This is a genomic window from Bradyrhizobium sp. 2TAF36, from assembly GCF_052114925.1.
GTDB classification, from domain to species: Bacteria; Pseudomonadota; Alphaproteobacteria; order Rhizobiales; family Xanthobacteraceae; genus Bradyrhizobium; species Bradyrhizobium barranii.
In genome coordinates, this window is record NZ_JBFRFR010000023.1 from 35,874 (window position 1) to 51,869 (window position 15,996).

13 protein-coding genes are annotated in these 15,996 nt (G+C 65.7%); all 13 read right to left on the reverse strand.

Features of this window, described 5'->3' with window-relative positions:
• Window positions 1-888: an outer membrane protein assembly factor BamD gene (locus tag AB4Z51_RS14900; RefSeq protein ID WP_085399283.1), complete on the reverse strand. Its 888-nt coding sequence runs from the start codon at window positions 886-888 to the stop codon at window positions 1-3.
• A 259-nt stretch (window positions 889-1,147) separates the two neighbouring features.
• On the reverse strand, window positions 1,148-2,110 hold the full coding sequence (gene lpxC, locus AB4Z51_RS14905) for a UDP-3-O-acyl-N-acetylglucosamine deacetylase (protein WP_085399282.1): 963 nt from the start codon (window positions 2,108-2,110) through the stop codon (window positions 1,148-1,150).
• Window positions 2,111-2,474: 364 nt separating this feature from the next.
• Complete coding sequence (gene ftsZ, locus AB4Z51_RS14910) at window positions 2,475-4,268, reverse strand: cell division protein FtsZ (RefSeq protein ID WP_085399281.1); 1,794 nt, start codon at window positions 4,266-4,268, stop codon at window positions 2,475-2,477.
• Window positions 4,269-4,355: 87 nt separating this feature from the next.
• Complete coding sequence (gene ftsA / locus AB4Z51_RS14915; RefSeq protein WP_071910400.1) at window positions 4,356-5,678, reverse strand: cell division protein FtsA; 1,323 nt, start codon at window positions 5,676-5,678, stop codon at window positions 4,356-4,358.
• A complete protein-coding gene (locus tag AB4Z51_RS14920; RefSeq protein WP_085399280.1) occupies window positions 5,675-6,703 on the reverse strand; it encodes a cell division protein FtsQ/DivIB in 1,029 nt (342 codons plus the stop codon). The genes ftsA and AB4Z51_RS14920 overlap by 4 nt, the downstream gene beginning before the upstream one ends.
• Window positions 6,704-7,053: 350 nt before the next feature.
• A complete protein-coding gene (locus AB4Z51_RS14925; protein WP_085399279.1) occupies window positions 7,054-8,040 on the reverse strand; it encodes a D-alanine--D-alanine ligase family protein in 987 nt (328 codons plus the stop codon).
• Between the two features lie 22 nt (window positions 8,041-8,062).
• Complete coding sequence (gene murB / locus AB4Z51_RS14930; RefSeq protein WP_135214114.1) at window positions 8,063-8,983, reverse strand: UDP-N-acetylmuramate dehydrogenase; 921 nt, start codon at window positions 8,981-8,983, stop codon at window positions 8,063-8,065.
• A complete protein-coding gene (locus tag AB4Z51_RS14935) occupies window positions 8,980-9,234 on the reverse strand; it encodes a hypothetical protein (protein ID WP_135214113.1) in 255 nt (84 codons plus the stop codon). Before AB4Z51_RS14935 ends, murB begins: the two co-directional genes overlap by 4 nt.
• Window positions 9,231-10,634: a UDP-N-acetylmuramate--L-alanine ligase gene (murC, locus tag AB4Z51_RS14940; RefSeq protein WP_085399289.1), complete on the reverse strand. Its 1,404-nt coding sequence runs from the start codon at window positions 10,632-10,634 to the stop codon at window positions 9,231-9,233. The genes AB4Z51_RS14935 and murC overlap by 4 nt, the downstream gene beginning before the upstream one ends.
• Window positions 10,635-10,754: 120 nt before the next feature.
• Complete coding sequence (gene murG / locus AB4Z51_RS14945) at window positions 10,755-11,855, reverse strand: undecaprenyldiphospho-muramoylpentapeptide beta-N-acetylglucosaminyltransferase (RefSeq protein ID WP_085399277.1); 1,101 nt, start codon at window positions 11,853-11,855, stop codon at window positions 10,755-10,757.
• Window positions 11,856-12,032: 177 nt separating this feature from the next.
• Window positions 12,033-13,184: a putative lipid II flippase FtsW gene (ftsW, locus tag AB4Z51_RS14950; protein ID WP_063981538.1), complete on the reverse strand. Its 1,152-nt coding sequence runs from the start codon at window positions 13,182-13,184 to the stop codon at window positions 12,033-12,035.
• Between the two features lie 236 nt (window positions 13,185-13,420).
• On the reverse strand, window positions 13,421-14,821 hold the full coding sequence (gene murD, locus AB4Z51_RS14955) for a UDP-N-acetylmuramoyl-L-alanine--D-glutamate ligase (RefSeq protein WP_085399275.1): 1,401 nt from the start codon (window positions 14,819-14,821) through the stop codon (window positions 13,421-13,423).
• Between the two features lie 7 nt (window positions 14,822-14,828).
• Window positions 14,829-15,932, reverse strand: a complete 1,104-nt coding sequence (gene mraY / locus AB4Z51_RS14960; RefSeq protein WP_014492955.1) for a phospho-N-acetylmuramoyl-pentapeptide-transferase — start codon at window positions 15,930-15,932, stop codon at window positions 14,829-14,831.
• Window positions 15,933-15,996 lie beyond the last annotated feature (64 nt).

The window sequence follows — 15,996 nt, forward strand, 5'->3', positions numbered from 1 at the left end:
CTATAGGCCTATCTTCTTGAAGGCCCTGCTCATCCAGGAACCCTGATTCTCGCTCGGCTCGAGACCCCCGGATTTTACAAGATTATAGGCGTCCTTGTACCAGCGGCTGTCAGGAAAATTGTGGCCAAGCACCGCGGCTGCGGTCTGCGCCTCGGCGACGATGCCGATCGTCATATAGGCCTCGGTGAGCCGGAACAGAGCCTCCTCGACATGGCGGGTGGTCTGGTACTGCGTGACGACGGCCTTGTAGCGGTTGATCGCGGCCGTGTAGTCGCGCTTCTGCATGTAATAGCGGCCGACATTCATCTCCTTGCCGGCGAGCTGGTCGCGCGCACCCTCGATCTTGGCCTTGGCCGAGGTCGCATATTCCGAGTTCGGATATTTGCGGTTCACCTCTTCCAGCGCGGCGATCGCCTTCTCGGTGCGGGCCTGGTCGCGGCTGATGTCCGGGATCTGATCGTAATGGGAGGCGGCGATCAGGTATTGCGCATAGGCCGCGTCCGGGCTGCCGGGATGCAGCGTGACGTAGCGGGTCGCGGCGCCGATGCAGCCGTCATAGTCGCCGCCCTGGTAGGAGGCATAGGCCGACATCAACAGCGATTTGCGGGCCCAGTCGGAATAAGGATGCTGGCGGTCGACCTCTTCGAACTTCTTGTTCGCCCCCTTCATGTCCTTCTTCTCGTTCATGAGGTACAGGCCCTCATTATAGATCTTGTCGGCGGGCTCCTCGGTGAAGGTGTCGTCCTTGGCGGTGAACTTGTCCCAGAGCGCGCCGGTGCCGCAGCCGGCCAGCGGCAGCGCGAGCACCAAGAAGGTGGCGGCTTGAAGCAGCCCGCGGACTCCAGGCGAGACCGAGAGATATCCGCGCGTCATACGCTGTGCCGACATGAATTTAAGCCCTGACGCCCTGTGATGCGGTGTCCGCCAGCCCATGAACCCCGTCATGGGCGCGAAATGTAGCCGTGGCGCCTGCCATGCGACCACGCCGTGTAACCGAAAAACGATCTCGAACCAACCGGATAGGCAGGCATTTCGCCCGGATTAAGGCGAACGCGCCGCAATCCTAGCCGATCATCGTTACCAGGAGTTTCCCGGGAGCCGCCGCCAAACGCCGGCGGCAACAGAACGCCAGTGGCGACAGGTCTCTTCAGGACACGTCCGGCCCGTAGGCTGCGGCGATCCGCCCGCCGACGATGCCGCGACCGACTTCGCCCACGGGACGCGTGGCGCGGCGGACCGCCTCGCCCTCGACCACCCGCCAGGCGGTACGGTCGGCGAGCAGCGCGGTCAGGACAGCGTGGTTGAGCTTGTGACCGCCACGCACCGAGCGGTAGGCGCCAAGCAGCGGCAGGCCGGCCAGCGCGAGATCACCGATCACGTCCAGCACCTTGTGGCGGGCGCATTCATCGGCGTAGCGCAGGCCCTCGGTGTTGAGCAGCCGCTCGTCGTCGAACACGACGGTATTGTCGAAGGAGGCGCCGAGTGCGTAACCCGCGCTCCAGAGCCGGGCAACGTCGCACATCAGGCCGAAAGTCCGGGCGCGACCGACTTCGCGGCGGAAGCGCTCCGGGCTCAGGTCGAAGCCGTAGCTCTGCTGGCCGATGACGGGATTGGTGAAGTCGATCTCGATATCAACGCGGAACCCGTTGGCGTAGGGCCGGATCTCGCCGAAGGAGTCACCGACCTTGGCCGAGATCGGCTTCAAAACCTGAATGAAGCGGCGCTGTGCCGGCTGGCTGACGATGCCGGCCTGGTCGATCGCGGCAATGAAGGCCGCGGCGCTGCCGTCCATGATCGGCACTTCCGGTCCGTCGATCTCGATGGTGGCGTTGTCGACGCCCATGCCCCGCAGCGCCGCAAGCACGTGCTCGGCGGTCGAAACCAACGGGCCGTCACGATCGCCGAGGACGGTGGCGAAGTCGGTCGCGATCACCTGGTCGGCGGTCGCCTGAATCTCACGGTCACTTCCCTCGAGGCCGGTGCGGACAAAAACAAACCCCGCATCGACGGGCGCAGGCCCAAGCGTGAGAGTGACGGGAAGCCCGGAATGAACGCCAACGCCGGCCACTGTGGCTTGCGCACGAAGCGTTGTTTGCCGGCTAAATTTCATCAGGAATCCGCCCCACTACGACCCACTGCGACTTATACTAGGCCCGCTTGGCCGGCCAGTGCCGACGGTTGCGAATCTCCGTATCCCCAAGTCACGGCAAACCATAGTCACAGCCTCAAACAGCGCCAACTCACGCTTTTTTACCGATTGTTACCCCAAACCTGCCGTATTCGCGCCAAGGCTTAACCAAATTGCGCCGGAGTTTGGGACCGTTATCGGCAGTTTTACTGAACCACCAAATGCGTAATTAATGATTTAAAATCAGTTGTTTGATGCCGCAATCCGGGCATGCACGGGACCAAAGGAAAGGTCCCGGCAAGCTTCCCGCCGGGACCTTTTTTCGTCAGCCCTATTGTAACAATCCTCAGGTCGCCTGACGCCTCAGGAAGGCCGGGATATCAAGATGGTCGTCACCCTGTGGCGCCGGCGCAACAGGCGCCGGGCGGCCATGCATGTCCAGGCCCTGAGGCGCAGGACGGCGGGCATACTCCGATACCGGCTCGCTCGCCGCGATCTGCTGCGCCACGCTCTTCTGGGGCCGGCGATCGGGCAGCGGCGGCATCGCGGGACCGGCGGTGCGGGCTGCGACCGGCGCCTCACTCTCCTCGTCGCGGCGGCCGAGGCCGACATTGGCGAGGCGCTGGAGCAACGACAGGCGGGTCTTCTGCGGGGTCTCTTCTTCAACCTCGCCGCGGGCCTGGCGAAGCTCGGCCTGGGCCGGCATCGGCAGTTCGTCGATACGCGGCATCCGCGGTGCACGGACCGGCCCACGCTCGGCCTGCGGCGGGATGAAGGTTTCCGGCGTCATCGGCTCCTGCATCGCGACCGGGGCCATGTCAGGCTCCGGAAACAGCGTCGGCTTCTGCGCGATCGGGCGTACCGTGACGTCGCCATAGGTCTGCATCGGCGCGGGCGCCTGCGGGACCTCGGCAACGGCAGCCGCGATGGCGGCCAGCGCGGCGCGCTCGACATTCGGACGCGGCGCGGTCGGGGCGGCGGCCGGGATCTGGGCTTCCAGCTTCTGGGCGCGCTCGGCCATGCGCTGATTGTCGGCGCGCAGACGCGCGGTCAGGTCGGCGAGACGGCTCTCGGCAGCGGCCGGAGCAGCGGGAGCCTGCTGCACCTGCTGGATCTGCTGCGGCGCCGCGTTCGCGACCGGGGCGCTGGTGGCCTGGGTGTTGCGGGCGATCGTTGCCTGCTCGATGCCGGTGGCGACGACCGAGACGCGGATCAGGCCGTCGAGCGCTTCGTCGAAGGTCGCGCCGACGATGATGTTGGCGTCCTGATCGACTTCCTCGCGGATGCGGGTCGCGGCTTCGTCAACCTCGAACAAGGTGAGGTCCTTGCCGCCGGTGATCGAGATGAGGAGGCCCTTGGCACCCTTCATCGAGCTATCGTCGATCAGCGGGTTGGCGATCGCGGCTTCAGCGGCGGTCAGCGCGCGCTTGTCACCCGAAGCTTCGCCGGTACCCATCATCGCCTTGCCCATCTCGCGCATGACGGCGCGAACGTCGGCGAAGTCGAGGTTGATCAGACCTTCCTTGACCATCAGGTCGGTGATGCAGGCAACGCCGGAGTAAAGCACCTGGTCGGCCATCGCGAAGGCGTCGGCGAAAGTGGTCTTCTCGTTGGCGACCCGGAACAGGTTCTGGTTCGGGATGATCAGGAGCGTGTCGACGACCTTGTGCAGCTCGTTGATGCCGGCCTCGGCGGTGCGCATGCGGCGGCCGCCCTCGAAGTGGAACGGCTTGGTCACGACGCCGACGGTGAGGATGCCCATGTCGCGCGCGGTCTTGGCGATGACGGGAGCAGCACCGGTGCCGGTGCCGCCGCCCATGCCGGCGGTGACGAACACCATGTTGGCGCCCGAGAGATGGTCGCGCAGTTCATCGATCACCTCTTCCGCCGCCGCCGCGCCGACGTTCGGCTGCGAACCCGCGCCGAGGCCTTGCGTGACCGCCGTGCCCATCTGCACGATGCGCTGCGCCTTCGACATCGTCAGCGCCTGCGCGTCGGTGTTGGCGACCACGAAGTCGACGCCCTGGAGGCCCGCCGTGATCATGTTGTTGACGGCGTTGCCACCGGCGCCACCGACGCCGAACACGGTGATCCGGGGCTTCAATTCGTGAATATCAGGAACATTGATGCTGATGGTCATGTTTGCCTCTCGATCACGCGCGCGTGGGTTCGCCCCGGCCGGCGGCCGCGGGAGTTGGTGAAATGCGAAGGTTGCGGAACCGGTTCATCAGAAGCCCTCGCGTAGCCATCGTCCGACCTTTCCAAAATAACCGCCCGTCCCTGTCTTGACCTGCTGCCGCGTATGCCGCGGTTCGACATGCTCGTGATGAACATATTGCGGGTAGACGAGGAGCCCGGCCGGCACCGCGAACGCGGCGTTCTTCGCCTCGTTGGGCAGCCGGCCGAAACCGAGCGGACGTCCGACCCGCACGGGCCGGCCGAGAATCTGTGTGCCGAGTTCGACGAGGCCGGTCAGCTGCGAGGCGCCGCCGGAGAGCACGACGCGGCCGTTGGGCTCTGAGGCGAAGGGCGAATCCTTCAGCTTGTCCCGAACCATTTCGAAGACTTCCTCGGCACGGTGCTTGACGATGTTGGCGATGGTGGCGCGGGAGACGATCTGCGGCAGATCCTGCTCGTCACCGGCTGTCGGTACAGACATCAGCTCACGCGAGTCCGATCCGCCGGTGATGACGGTCCCATATAACGTCTTGATTCGCTCGGCATCGGCAATGGTCGCGGAGAGTCCGCGCGCGAGATCCATCGTGATGTGTTGCCCGCCGACCGCAAAGCCCGCCGCATGCACGAAGCGGCCGCCGGAATAGACCGCGATGGTGGTGGTGCCCGCGCCCATCTCGACGACGGCGGCGCCGAGGTCGGCTTCGTCGTCGGTCAGCACCGACAGGCCGGCCACATAGGGGCTCGCCGCCATGGCTTCGACATTGATGTGGCAACGCTCCACCGCCAGCATCAGGTTACGGGCAACGGTGGCCTCGCAGGTGACGACGTTCATGTCGACGCCGAACTGATGCGCGACCATGCCACGCGGATCGCGGATGCCCTTGACGCCGTCGAGCGTATAGCCGACCGGCAGCGCGTGCAGCACGGTGCGGCCCTCGCCGGTGGCGTGGCGCATGCCGGTCGAGGTGACGCGGCTGACATCGGCGGGCGTCACCGCGCCGCCGCGGATGTCGGCCGCAGCTTCGACCAGCTGGCCGGAGAGCCGGCCGCCGGAGACCGACAGCAGCACGGACTCGACCCGCACCTTGGCCATCTTCTCCGCCAGCCCGACGGCCTGGCGTACCGCCTGCTCGCATTCGGCAAGATCGATCACCGCGCCGGCCTTCATGCCGCGCGACTGGATCTGGCTGTAACCGATCAGCTCCACCGCGTGGGTACGGTCGCGCAGGGCTTCGCTCGGCGCCGACGGCCTCAGCCGCGCAATCATGCAGGCGATCTTGCTGGTGCCGATATCGAGGCAGGCGACGATGCCGCCGCGCTTGTGCGGCATCGGGCGCGTCTTCGGGGTCTGGGTGCGATCAAGACCGGTCATGCGGCGTCCCCGGCCTTCTTTTTCTTCTTGTCCTTGAACAGGTCCTCGCGCGCCTTGGCGGCGTCGTCGGACAGCTGCACCACCAGGCGATCGGGCAGGCGCATGTCGACGGCGACGATGTCTCGGGAGAACAGCTTGTCCTCCTTGTCGAGCCTGGACAGCGTCGCGAGGGCGTTGCCGACGTCCTGCTCGGGCAGACGGATGTCGAGGCCATCCTTGAGCCTCAGGTTCCAGCGCCGCTCGCCGACATAGATCGCGGCCTTGGTCACCGAATTGATCTGCGGATAGCGCGCCAGCAGCGCCAGGAAATCGCGCGCCTGGGTGTCGGCGCCCTTGCCGACCACGAGCGGCAGCGACAGGAACCGGCGCGAGACGTAAGGCTCGAGCACCGCGCCGTCATCGGCGATGACGGAGAGCCGGCCGGCCTCTTGCCACAGCGCGAACGCCTGGCGCTCGGTGATGTCGATCATGAGCCGGCCCGGATAGAGCTTCAGCACGGTCGCATCCGCGATCCAGGGATTGGCCTTGAGCTTGTCGCGCACGACGTCGGCGTCGAGGAACAGCAGCGAGGAGCGGCCGCTGACCCCGCCGACCGCGAGGATCTCGTCCTGGCTGAGCTGCTTGCGGCCGTTGATCACGACAGAGGTAATGCGGAAGCCCGCGGAATTGGCCAGCGCGTTGCGGGTGTCGCTGACTGCCGCGATGAAATCCTGGAGGTGGCCGCCCCTGACGATGCCGAAGCCGCAGCTTCCGACCAGCAGCAGAACGGTCATGGTGATCCCGATCCGGCGCGGCGCATAGCGCTCGACCAGCGCGACCACGCGCGGCGGCGGCTCGCGCTCGACGACGGGCTTGGCTTTGGTCTTGGACCTGATCTTGTTCTGGGCGGCAGCGCGCTTCTCGTCGCGCTTGTCCTGCACCCACTCGCGCAGAAGCATGACCGCTCCGATAGCGGCCGCCTTCAGGTCAGCTTGGGGCCTCAGCGATCTCAGAAACGACCGAGTGAGGCTTCCTGCACCATCCATTGCACGAGCTCGTCAACAGTTAGCCCGCGACATCGCGCGGGTCCTGGCGAACATGACGTCTCGGACTTGCCGGGCCGGGTGCTGGTCTTCAGAAGAAGAAAACCTCTCCCCTTCAAAGCGTTCGCTGGAGGTGACATCACCCGCAACAGCCCACGTGCCGGCAGCCAAAGCGTCATATGCGCCGCCAGCGTTAACCTTCGGACGTCCTGGTAAACAAAAGGTAAACTTCGTTAACGCGGGATGCGTTTTGCCCAGGCGTGTGAGGCATTTATGCCGCGATGTCCGGCATTTTACCGGTTTTGGCTTCCAAAATCGGCCATTTCGCCGGTTCGGCCGTTAACCAGTCCTAATTATTTTCTTACGCCCCGCCCGGCGAGCTCGACCAGGCCGCGCAGGAAGTCGACGAACGCGATGCCTTCGGCTTTCAGCGCCTTTGGGTAGAGCGAGGACTTGGTCAACCCGGGCAGCGTGTTGGTCTCGAGATAGATCAGGCCCCTGTCGGAGACGATGAAGTCCGAGCGGGAATAGCCGGTGCAGGACATCGCGCGATGCGCCAGCATCGCCTGCTCCTTCAGCGCAGCGGTGATCTCGGGCGAAAAACGCCCGGGGCAGATCTCCTGGGTCGACTTCAGGAGATATTTTGCGGCGTAGTCGAAATTGCCCTCGCCCGGAATGATTTCGATCGGCGGCAGCGAGATGATCGAGCCGTCGGGGCGCTCCAGCACGCCGCAGGTCGCCTCGACGCCTGCGATGTAGGGCTCGATCACATAGTCTTCGTGCTTCGCGGCATTGCGGACCGCGACGAGATCCTGCTTCGCATTGACGAAGATCAGGCCGTAGCTCGAGCCGTCGCGCGCGGGCTTGGCGATCAGCCGGCCGTATTCGGCGAAGGCCTCGTCGATGTTCTCAAGCGCAACGTTTTCCGGCGGCGTCACGCCGCCGAGCGCGGCAAAATGCTTGGCCGCGATCTTGTCGAAGGCGAGATGCGAGGAGGCCGAGCCCGAGCCGGTGAAGGGCACGCCGCGCGCCTCGCACATCACCTGCAATTCGCCGTTCTCCGCGCGCCCGCCATGCAGGCCGAGCACCAGCACGCGGCCTTCCGTCTTGGCCTGGTCGAGCGCCTGCCCCAGCGGAATGCCCGATGTGCCGGGCTTGAACTCGTCCTCGAATGGACGGGCGTGTTCGAGCAGTTGCTTCGACTGCACGACATGCACCTTGTCCTCGACGTCCCACCACCAGAGATCGGCCTCGGGCAGCGCCTGATGTAACGCCTGGGCTGAGGCGACCGAAACCAGACGCTCCCGGTTGGAGCCGCCGAAGAGGATGGTGATGCGCATGTTCTCTCGTCGCCTGTCCAGGTTAGCCGGGAATTCCAATCCGCTTGATTTCCCAATGTAGCCCAATTCCGGAGTTTGCCTTCACCCGTTCGCGCACGGTCTCGCCCAGCGTCTCGATGTCGTGCGCGGTGGCATCGCCCGTGTTGATCAGGAAATTGCAGTGCATCTCCGAGACCTGCGCGCCGCCGACGCGCAGGCCGCGGCAGCCGGCGGCGTCGACCAGCTCCCAGGCGGAATGGCCGGGCGGGTTCTTGAAGGTCGAGCCGCCGGTCTTTTCGCGGATCGGCTGCGCGGTCTCGCGGTGGTTCTGCACCTCCGCCATGCGCGCGCGGATCGCATCAGTATCCCTGATCTCGCCGCGAAAGCGCGCGGAGGTGAAGATGATGGAGGGGTCGACGCCGCTGTTGCGGTAGACGAACTTCATGTCGGCGTTCGAGAACACGTGCTTGCTGCCGTCCCTTGCAACGCCGGTCGCCTCGATCAACACGTCCTTGGTCTCGCCGCCATTGGCGCCCGCATTCATGCGCAACGCACCGCCGATGGTGCCGGGAATACCGAAATAGAATTCGAGCCCGCCGATATTGGCGGAGGCCGCCACTTCCGCCACGCGCTTGTCGAGCGCGGCAGTTCCAGCGGTGACGACATCGCCGCTCGCGCTCGCCTCGCCAAAGGCGCGCGGCGCCAGCCGAATCACCACGCCCGCAATGCCACCGTCGCGCACGATCAGGTTGGAGCCGACGCCGACGACATAGACGGGAATGTCGGACGCAAGATGCGCGAGGAAGTAAGCGAGATCGTCCTCATCCGCCGGCGTGAACAGCACCTGCGCGGGACCACCGACGCGAAACCAGGTGAGCTCGGCGAGCGACTGGTTGGCGAGCAGTCGTCCGCGAAGTTGCGGCATTGCGGCTTTGAGCTCGTGTGTGATGTCGGGAAAGCTCATTGGACGTACGGAAGGTTTGGAAACCAGACACCACGATGAAGCATCGTGCCCATGTTTGGAACAACATGGTCTTGATCAAGTTCATCAATGCTTCGCACGTCCGTCCAGCTCTCGATCATCGGCTCTTCTATCGGTCGTCCCTTCAGAACCTGCCTTGCTTCGGCTAGAAGATACATCGCATCTTGCCAATCCCGAGCGGTGATACCGAAGCCACCGGGAACATCTCTTAGCTGCAGCCAGAGTACTCTCATCCGAGCGCCTTCAACTGGTCCGGCAGCGCATACGCCCATTGCGTGATGTTGCCGGCACCAAGACACACGACGAGATCGCCCGACTTCGCCAGGCCCTTGACGATACCTGCAAGCTCCGGCGCTGCCGGCAGCGGGATCACCTCGCGGTGGCCATGGGCGCGCAGGCCGGCTACGAAATGATCGCGGTCGATGCCGTCGATCGGCGCCTCGCCGGCGGCATAGACATCGGCGACAACAACCGCATCCGCATCGTTGAAGCAGGTGCAGAATTCCTCGAAAAGCGATTGCAGGCGGGTGTAGCGATGCGGCTGCACCACGGCGACGATCTTGCCGTTGGTGGATTCCCGCGCCGCCTTCAGCACTGCCGCGATCTCGACGGGGTGATGACCGTAATCGTCGATCACCGTGACGCCGTTCCACTCGCCGGTCTTGGTGAAGCGGCGCTTGACGCCGCCGAAGCCTGCGATCGCCTTGCGAATCGCCTCGTCCGACACGCCGAGTTCGCGCGCGACCGCAATCGCGGCCGTCGCGTTCGAGGCGTTGTGGCGTCCCGGCATCGGCAACATGAGATCGGCGATCTCGTGCACGGCGCCGGTCTTGCGATCACGAAACGCGACCTTGAACTTGGAGCCACCGCCCATCGGGGTGAGATCGACGAGCCGCACATCGGCCTGCGGATTCTCGCCATAGGTGATGATGCGGCGATCCTCGATCTTGCCGACGAGGCTCTGCACGACGGGATGGTCGATGCACATCACCGCGAAGCCGTAGAACGGCAGGTTCTCGACGAAATGCCGGAACGCGTCCTGCACCGCCTCGAAGGTCTTGAAGTGATCGAGATGCTCAGGGTCGACATTGGTGACGATCGCGACATCGGTCGGCAGCTTCAGGAACGTGCCATCGCTCTCGTCCGCTTCGACCACCATCCAGTCGCCGGCACCGAGGCGCGCATTCGAGCCATAGGCATTGATGATGCCGCCATTGATCACGGTGGGATCGAGGCCGCCGGCATCGAGCAGCGTTGCGACCATCGTGGTCGTGGTGGTCTTGCCATGGGTGCCGGCGATGGCGACGCAGCTCTTCAGCCGCATCAGCTCGGCCAGCATCTCGGCGCGGCGCACCACGGGAATGCGGCGTTCGCGCGCCGCCATCAGTTCCGGATTGTCGCGCTTGATCGCGGTGGAGACGACGACGACCGCAGCGCCGTCGACATTCTCGGCCTTGTGGCCGACCGAGACCTTTGCACCTGCCTTGCGCAGACGGTCGAGATTGTAATTGTCGGAGGCGTCCGAGCCCTGCACGACATAGCCGAGATTGACCAGCACCTCGGCGATGCCGCTCATGCCGATCCCGCCGATCCCGACGAAGTGGATGGGTCCGATCTCGCGCGGCAGTCTCATGCTCTGTTCCCTGACCTTGCCGCCGGAAAGGCGGCATCTGGCGAAGGTCACGGCCAAATCAGCCGCGCCGTTGTTACTGGATGCCCCGCTTTGGAAGGCCAAGACAAGGGCTTTTTCGCGTCAGATTCCCGCGACTTTGACCACCAGATCGGCCAACCGTTCGGCCGCATCGAGCCGCCCCGCCCCCTTCGCGGCTGCGGCCATGGAGGCAAGACGCGCGGGCTCGGCGGCGAAGGCGGAGATCTCGGCGGCGAGCCGGTCGGAGGTGAACTCGGTCTGCGGGATACGGATCGCGCCGTCGACCTTGGCCAGCACGCCGGCATTGGCGAACTGGTCCTGGTCGATCGAGCCGGGCAGCGGCACCAGGATCGAGGGCCGTCCGATCGCGGCGAGTTCGGCGACCGTGCCGGCGCCGGAGCGCGACACCACCAGATGGTTGGAGGCGAGCCGCGCCGGCAGATCGGTGAAGAACGGCGCGAGCCCGGCATTGATCTTGAGCTTGTCGTAGACCGCGCGCACGCGCGCCATGTCCTCGTCGCGCACCTGCTGGGTGAGGACGAGCCGGCTCCACAGCGCAGGCTCAAGGCGCTCGATCGCACCCGGGACGATGTCGGCCATGATGCGCGCGCCCTGGCTGCCGCCGACGACGAGCAGGCGCAGCGGTCCGTTCGCTTCAGGCGCGACATAGGGCACGGCGGCTGCGGCGAGGATCGCCGGACGCATCGGCGTGCCCACGGTTGTGGTCTTGCCTGCCAGCGCCGGATCGCGGTCGAGCACGCCGGGCAAGGACGTCGCGATGGCGCGGACGCGGCTCGACAGGAACCGGTTGGCGCGGCCGAGCACCGCATTGGCGTCGTGGATGATGCTAGGCACGCCCGCAAATTTCGCGGCGACCAGCGGCGGCAGCGTCGGATAGCCGCCGAAGCCGACGACGGCGACGGGCTTCAATCGCCTGATCAGGCCGTAGGCGGACAGCGTGCCTGCGGCGAGCGTGAGGCCGGCATAGGCGAGCTGCAATGGATTGCGGCCACGCGCGGTCTCGCTCGAGACGACGTCGATCATGTCCTTGCTGAACAGCCCGCTATAGCGCAGGGCCCGCTCGTCTGTGACGAGGCGGACGCGAAAGCCGCGCCGGATCAGCTCGACACCGAGCGCCTCGGCCGGAAACAAATGGCCGCCAGTGCCGCCCGCGGCGAGAAGAATCAGGGGGGAAGTGTCCATGGTAGCGGTATTTACAGGGTAAAAGCGCCTATTGCGAGCCGTGCTCGTGCCCCGGGCGCAGCGCAGCGCGCCGCACTTCGCGGCGTGGTGCGCTGCTGAACCGGGGCCCATGGGTGCGGCATTCTGGGTCCCGGCTCTGCGCTCCGCTTCGCTACGCTTGTCCGGGACACGAGAGGGTCACGCGTAACTGCGCATCGCCTCGGCGTGGCCGCTCGCCTCAACTTCAGTCCGCGGGCGCAGCCGCGTCAGCGCCAGCATCATGCCGACACCATAGGCCAGCGACACGATCGAGGAGCCACCATAGGAGATGAAGGGCAGCGTCATGCCCTTGGCGGGGATGAGCTGGAGGTTGACCGACATGTTGATCGCGGCCTGCACGCCGAACAGGATCGCAAGGCCGGACGCCGCAAAGCGCGAGAACATGTCCTCATTGGCGTAGGCGCGCGACAGCGTGCGGATCACGACGAAAGCGAACAGCGCCAGCATCGCGAGGCACAGGATGATGCCGAATTCCTCGGCGGCAACCGCGAACACGAAGTCGGTATGACTGTCCGGCAGGCTGCGCTTGGCGATGCCCTCGCCCGGCCCGAGCCCGAACCATCCGCCGTTGTAGAAAGCTTCCATGGCGGTATCGACCTGGAAGGTGTCGCCGGAAGCCGGATTCATGAAACGCTTGATGCGGCCGGCGACGTGCGGGACGAACAGATAAGCGCTGAACAGACCGGCAGCGGCGGCGCCCGCCAGGCCGAACACCCAGATCATGCGCATGCCCGCGATGAAGAACAGCGAGCCCCACACCATCAGGATCAGCATGGTCTGACCGAAATCGGGCTCCATCACCAGCAGCGAGACCAGCATCAAGAGCAGCACCAGCGCCATCGAGGTCGCCGGCATCTCCGGCCGCCTGGTCGATTCCGCGAACAGCCAGGCGGCGATGACGACGAACGACGGCTTTGCAACTTCGGAGGCCTGGATGTTGACGCCGAGCAGCGTGATCCAGCGCCGCGATCCCTTCACTTCGGGGCCGATCGCGAGCGTCAGCACGATCAGGATGATGCTGGCCGCGAAGATGATCAGGGCCGAGCGGCGGATCGCGCGCGGCGTCAGGAAGGACACCCCGAGCAGCACCAGGCAGGACGGCGCCAGGAACATCACGTGCCGGCTGAAGAAGTGGAACGGATCGAGCCCGATGCGGGTCGCGACCGGCGGGCTCGCCGCCAGCGACAGGATCACGCCGGTGAGCATCAGCGCCAGGATGGCGCCCATCAGCGGCTTGTCGACGGTCCACCACCACTCGGAAAAGGGGGTGCGTTCTTCACGGGAGAGCATGGGCGGCCGCTTTCGGACAGAGGTCGGTCCATTGGTCGCCGAGGTTGGTTACCGGGGGGTTAAGGAAACGCGGATGTTTGGAGATAGGAGCGAGCGCCGACCTCACATGCTCGTCATGCCCCGGCTTGACCGGGGCATCCAGTACGCCGTGGCCTCCCGGCTCAAGCACCGCCTCTGGGATACTGGGTCGCCCGGTCAAGCCGGGCGACGACAGCGGAGCAAGGAGTAGCCGCGCCCTACACCACCGGCTTCACACCCGGCAGCGCCTGTACCAGCTCGCGGAACTTGGTGCCGCGGATCTCGAAATTGCGGTACTGGTCGAAGGACGCGCAGGCGGGTGACAGCAGCACCACTGCATCCGCGAGGCCCGAGGCTTCGGCATCGCGCGCGGCGTGCTCGACGGCGATGTCCAGCGTCTGGCTGATCTCGTGCGCCACCTGCGTGCCCAGCGTTCCCGAAAACTCCTGCGCGGCCTCGCCGATCAGATAGGCCTTGCGGATGCGTGGGAAGAAGCCGGTCAGGCCAGTGATGCCACCCGCCTTGGGCTTGCCGCCGGCGATCCAGAAGATTTCCGAAAAGGACGACAGCGCATGCGCCGTGGCATCCGCATTGGTGCCCTTGGAGTCGTTGACGAACAGCACGTTGCCGCGGCGGCCGACCTGCTCCATGCGATGCGCGAGGCCGGGAAAGCTGCGCAGGCCGTTCTGCAGCACATCGAGGCTGATGCCCATCGCGAGCGCGGCGGCGGCGGCGCAGGCCGCGTTCTGCGCGTTGTGCTGGCCGCGCAGCGAGCCGATGCCGCCGAGCTTTGCGACCTCGCTCCGCGCGCCGCCCGCGGTGCGCACGATGGTGCCGTGCTCGACATGGATGCCGGAGGCCAGCGGGTTCTTGACGGAGATCCGCACCACGTTCTTGCCGGCACGGTCGAGCCGGTCGGCGATGTCGCGGCAGAAGCCATCGTCGACGCCGACGATCGAGGTGCCACCCGCCTGCACGCCGGCGACGAGACGCTCCTTCACCGCAGCGTAATGCGCGAGGGTGCCGTGACGGTCGATGTGGTCCTCGCTGACATTGAGCAGGATGCCGACGGAGGGATCGAGCGAGGGCGTGAGGTCGATCTGGTAGGACGACATCTCGATGACATGGACGCGGCCCGTGCGCGGCGGCTCCAGCGACAGGATCGCGGTGCCGATATTGCCGCCCATCTGGGTGTCGTAGCCGGCGACCTTTGTGAGATGCGCAATCAGCGCCGTCGTGGTCGACTTGCCGTTGGTGCCGGTGATCGCGACGAATGGCGCGTTCGGCGCGTGCCGCCGCCGCTCGCGGCAGAACAGCTCGATATCGCCGATCACCTCGCAGCCGGCCTCGCGCGCCTTCAGCACGCTCCAGTGCGGCACCGGATGCGTCAGCGGCACGCCGGGCGCGAGCACGAGGGCTGCGAAATTCGCCCAGGAGACGTTGCGCAAATCGGCGGTGACGAAACCCGCTTGCGCGGCCTTGGCGACGTTCTCGGCACTGTCGTCGGCGGCAATCACCTCAGCGCCGCCCGCTTTCAACGCGTGACAGGACGCAAGCCCCGAGCCGCCGAGGCCGAACACCGCGACCGTCTTGCCGGCGAAGGATGTGACCGGGATCATCGATCGATCACCGCAGCTTCAGCGTCGACAAGCCGGCGAGCGCCAGCATCACCGAGATGATCCAGAACCGGATCACGATCTGCGGTTCGGTCCAGCCGAGCTGCTCGAAATGGTGATGGATCGGCGCCATCCGGAAGATGCGTTTGCCGGTGAGCTTGAACGACACCACCTGCACGATGACGGAAACCGCTTCCAGCACGAACAGGCCGCCGATCACCGCGAGCACGATCTCGTGCTTCACCGCGACCGCGATTGCGCCGAGCATGCCGCCGAGCGCGAGCGAGCCGGTGTCGCCCATGAAGATCGAGGCCGGCGGCGCGTTGAACCAGAGGAACCCGAGACCGGCGCCCAGCAGCGCGCCGCAGAGCACCGCGAGTTCGCCGGTTCCCGCGACATATTTGATCTGGAGATAGTCGGCGAACACCGCGTTGCCGGCGAGATAGGCGATCATCGCAAAGCTCGCGGTCGCGATCATCACGGGAACGATGGCAAGACCGTCGAGACCGTCGGTGAGGTTCACCGCGTTGCCGGCGCCGACGATGACGAAGGCGCCGAACACGACGAAGAACCAGCCGAAATGCAGCACGGTGTCCTTGAGGAAGGGAATCGTCAGCGCGGTCGACGCGGGATCGCGGTTCAACCGCACCAGCGCATAGCAGGCGACCAGCGCGATGGCTGCCTCGATCAGCAGGCGCAGCTTGCTGCCGAAGCCCGTCGTGGTCTGCTTGGTCACCTTGAGGTAATCGTCATAGAAACCGACGAAGCCGAAGCCGAGCGTCACCGCCAGCACGATCCAGACATAGGGGTTGAGCGGATTGGCCCACAGCACGGTGCCGACCGTGAGGCCGGACAGGATCATCAGCCCGCCCATGGTGGGCGTGCCTTTCTTGGCGAGATGCGATTGCGGGCCGTCGGTCCGGATCGGCTGGCCCTTGCCCTGACGGATGCGCAGATGGTCGATGATCCAGGGCCCGAACAGGAACACGAACAGCGCGCCGGTGACGACGGCGCCGCCGGTGCGGAAGGTGATGTAGCGGAAGACGTTCAGGAAGGTGCGAACGGCACCGAAGCCGGGAAATGTGTTGGAGAGCTCGATCAGCCAGTAAAACATTCAGACGGTCCTATGGCGCCTTTGCACGCGGCCTTGGTGTTGGCCTTGACTTGCCTCACGCGCA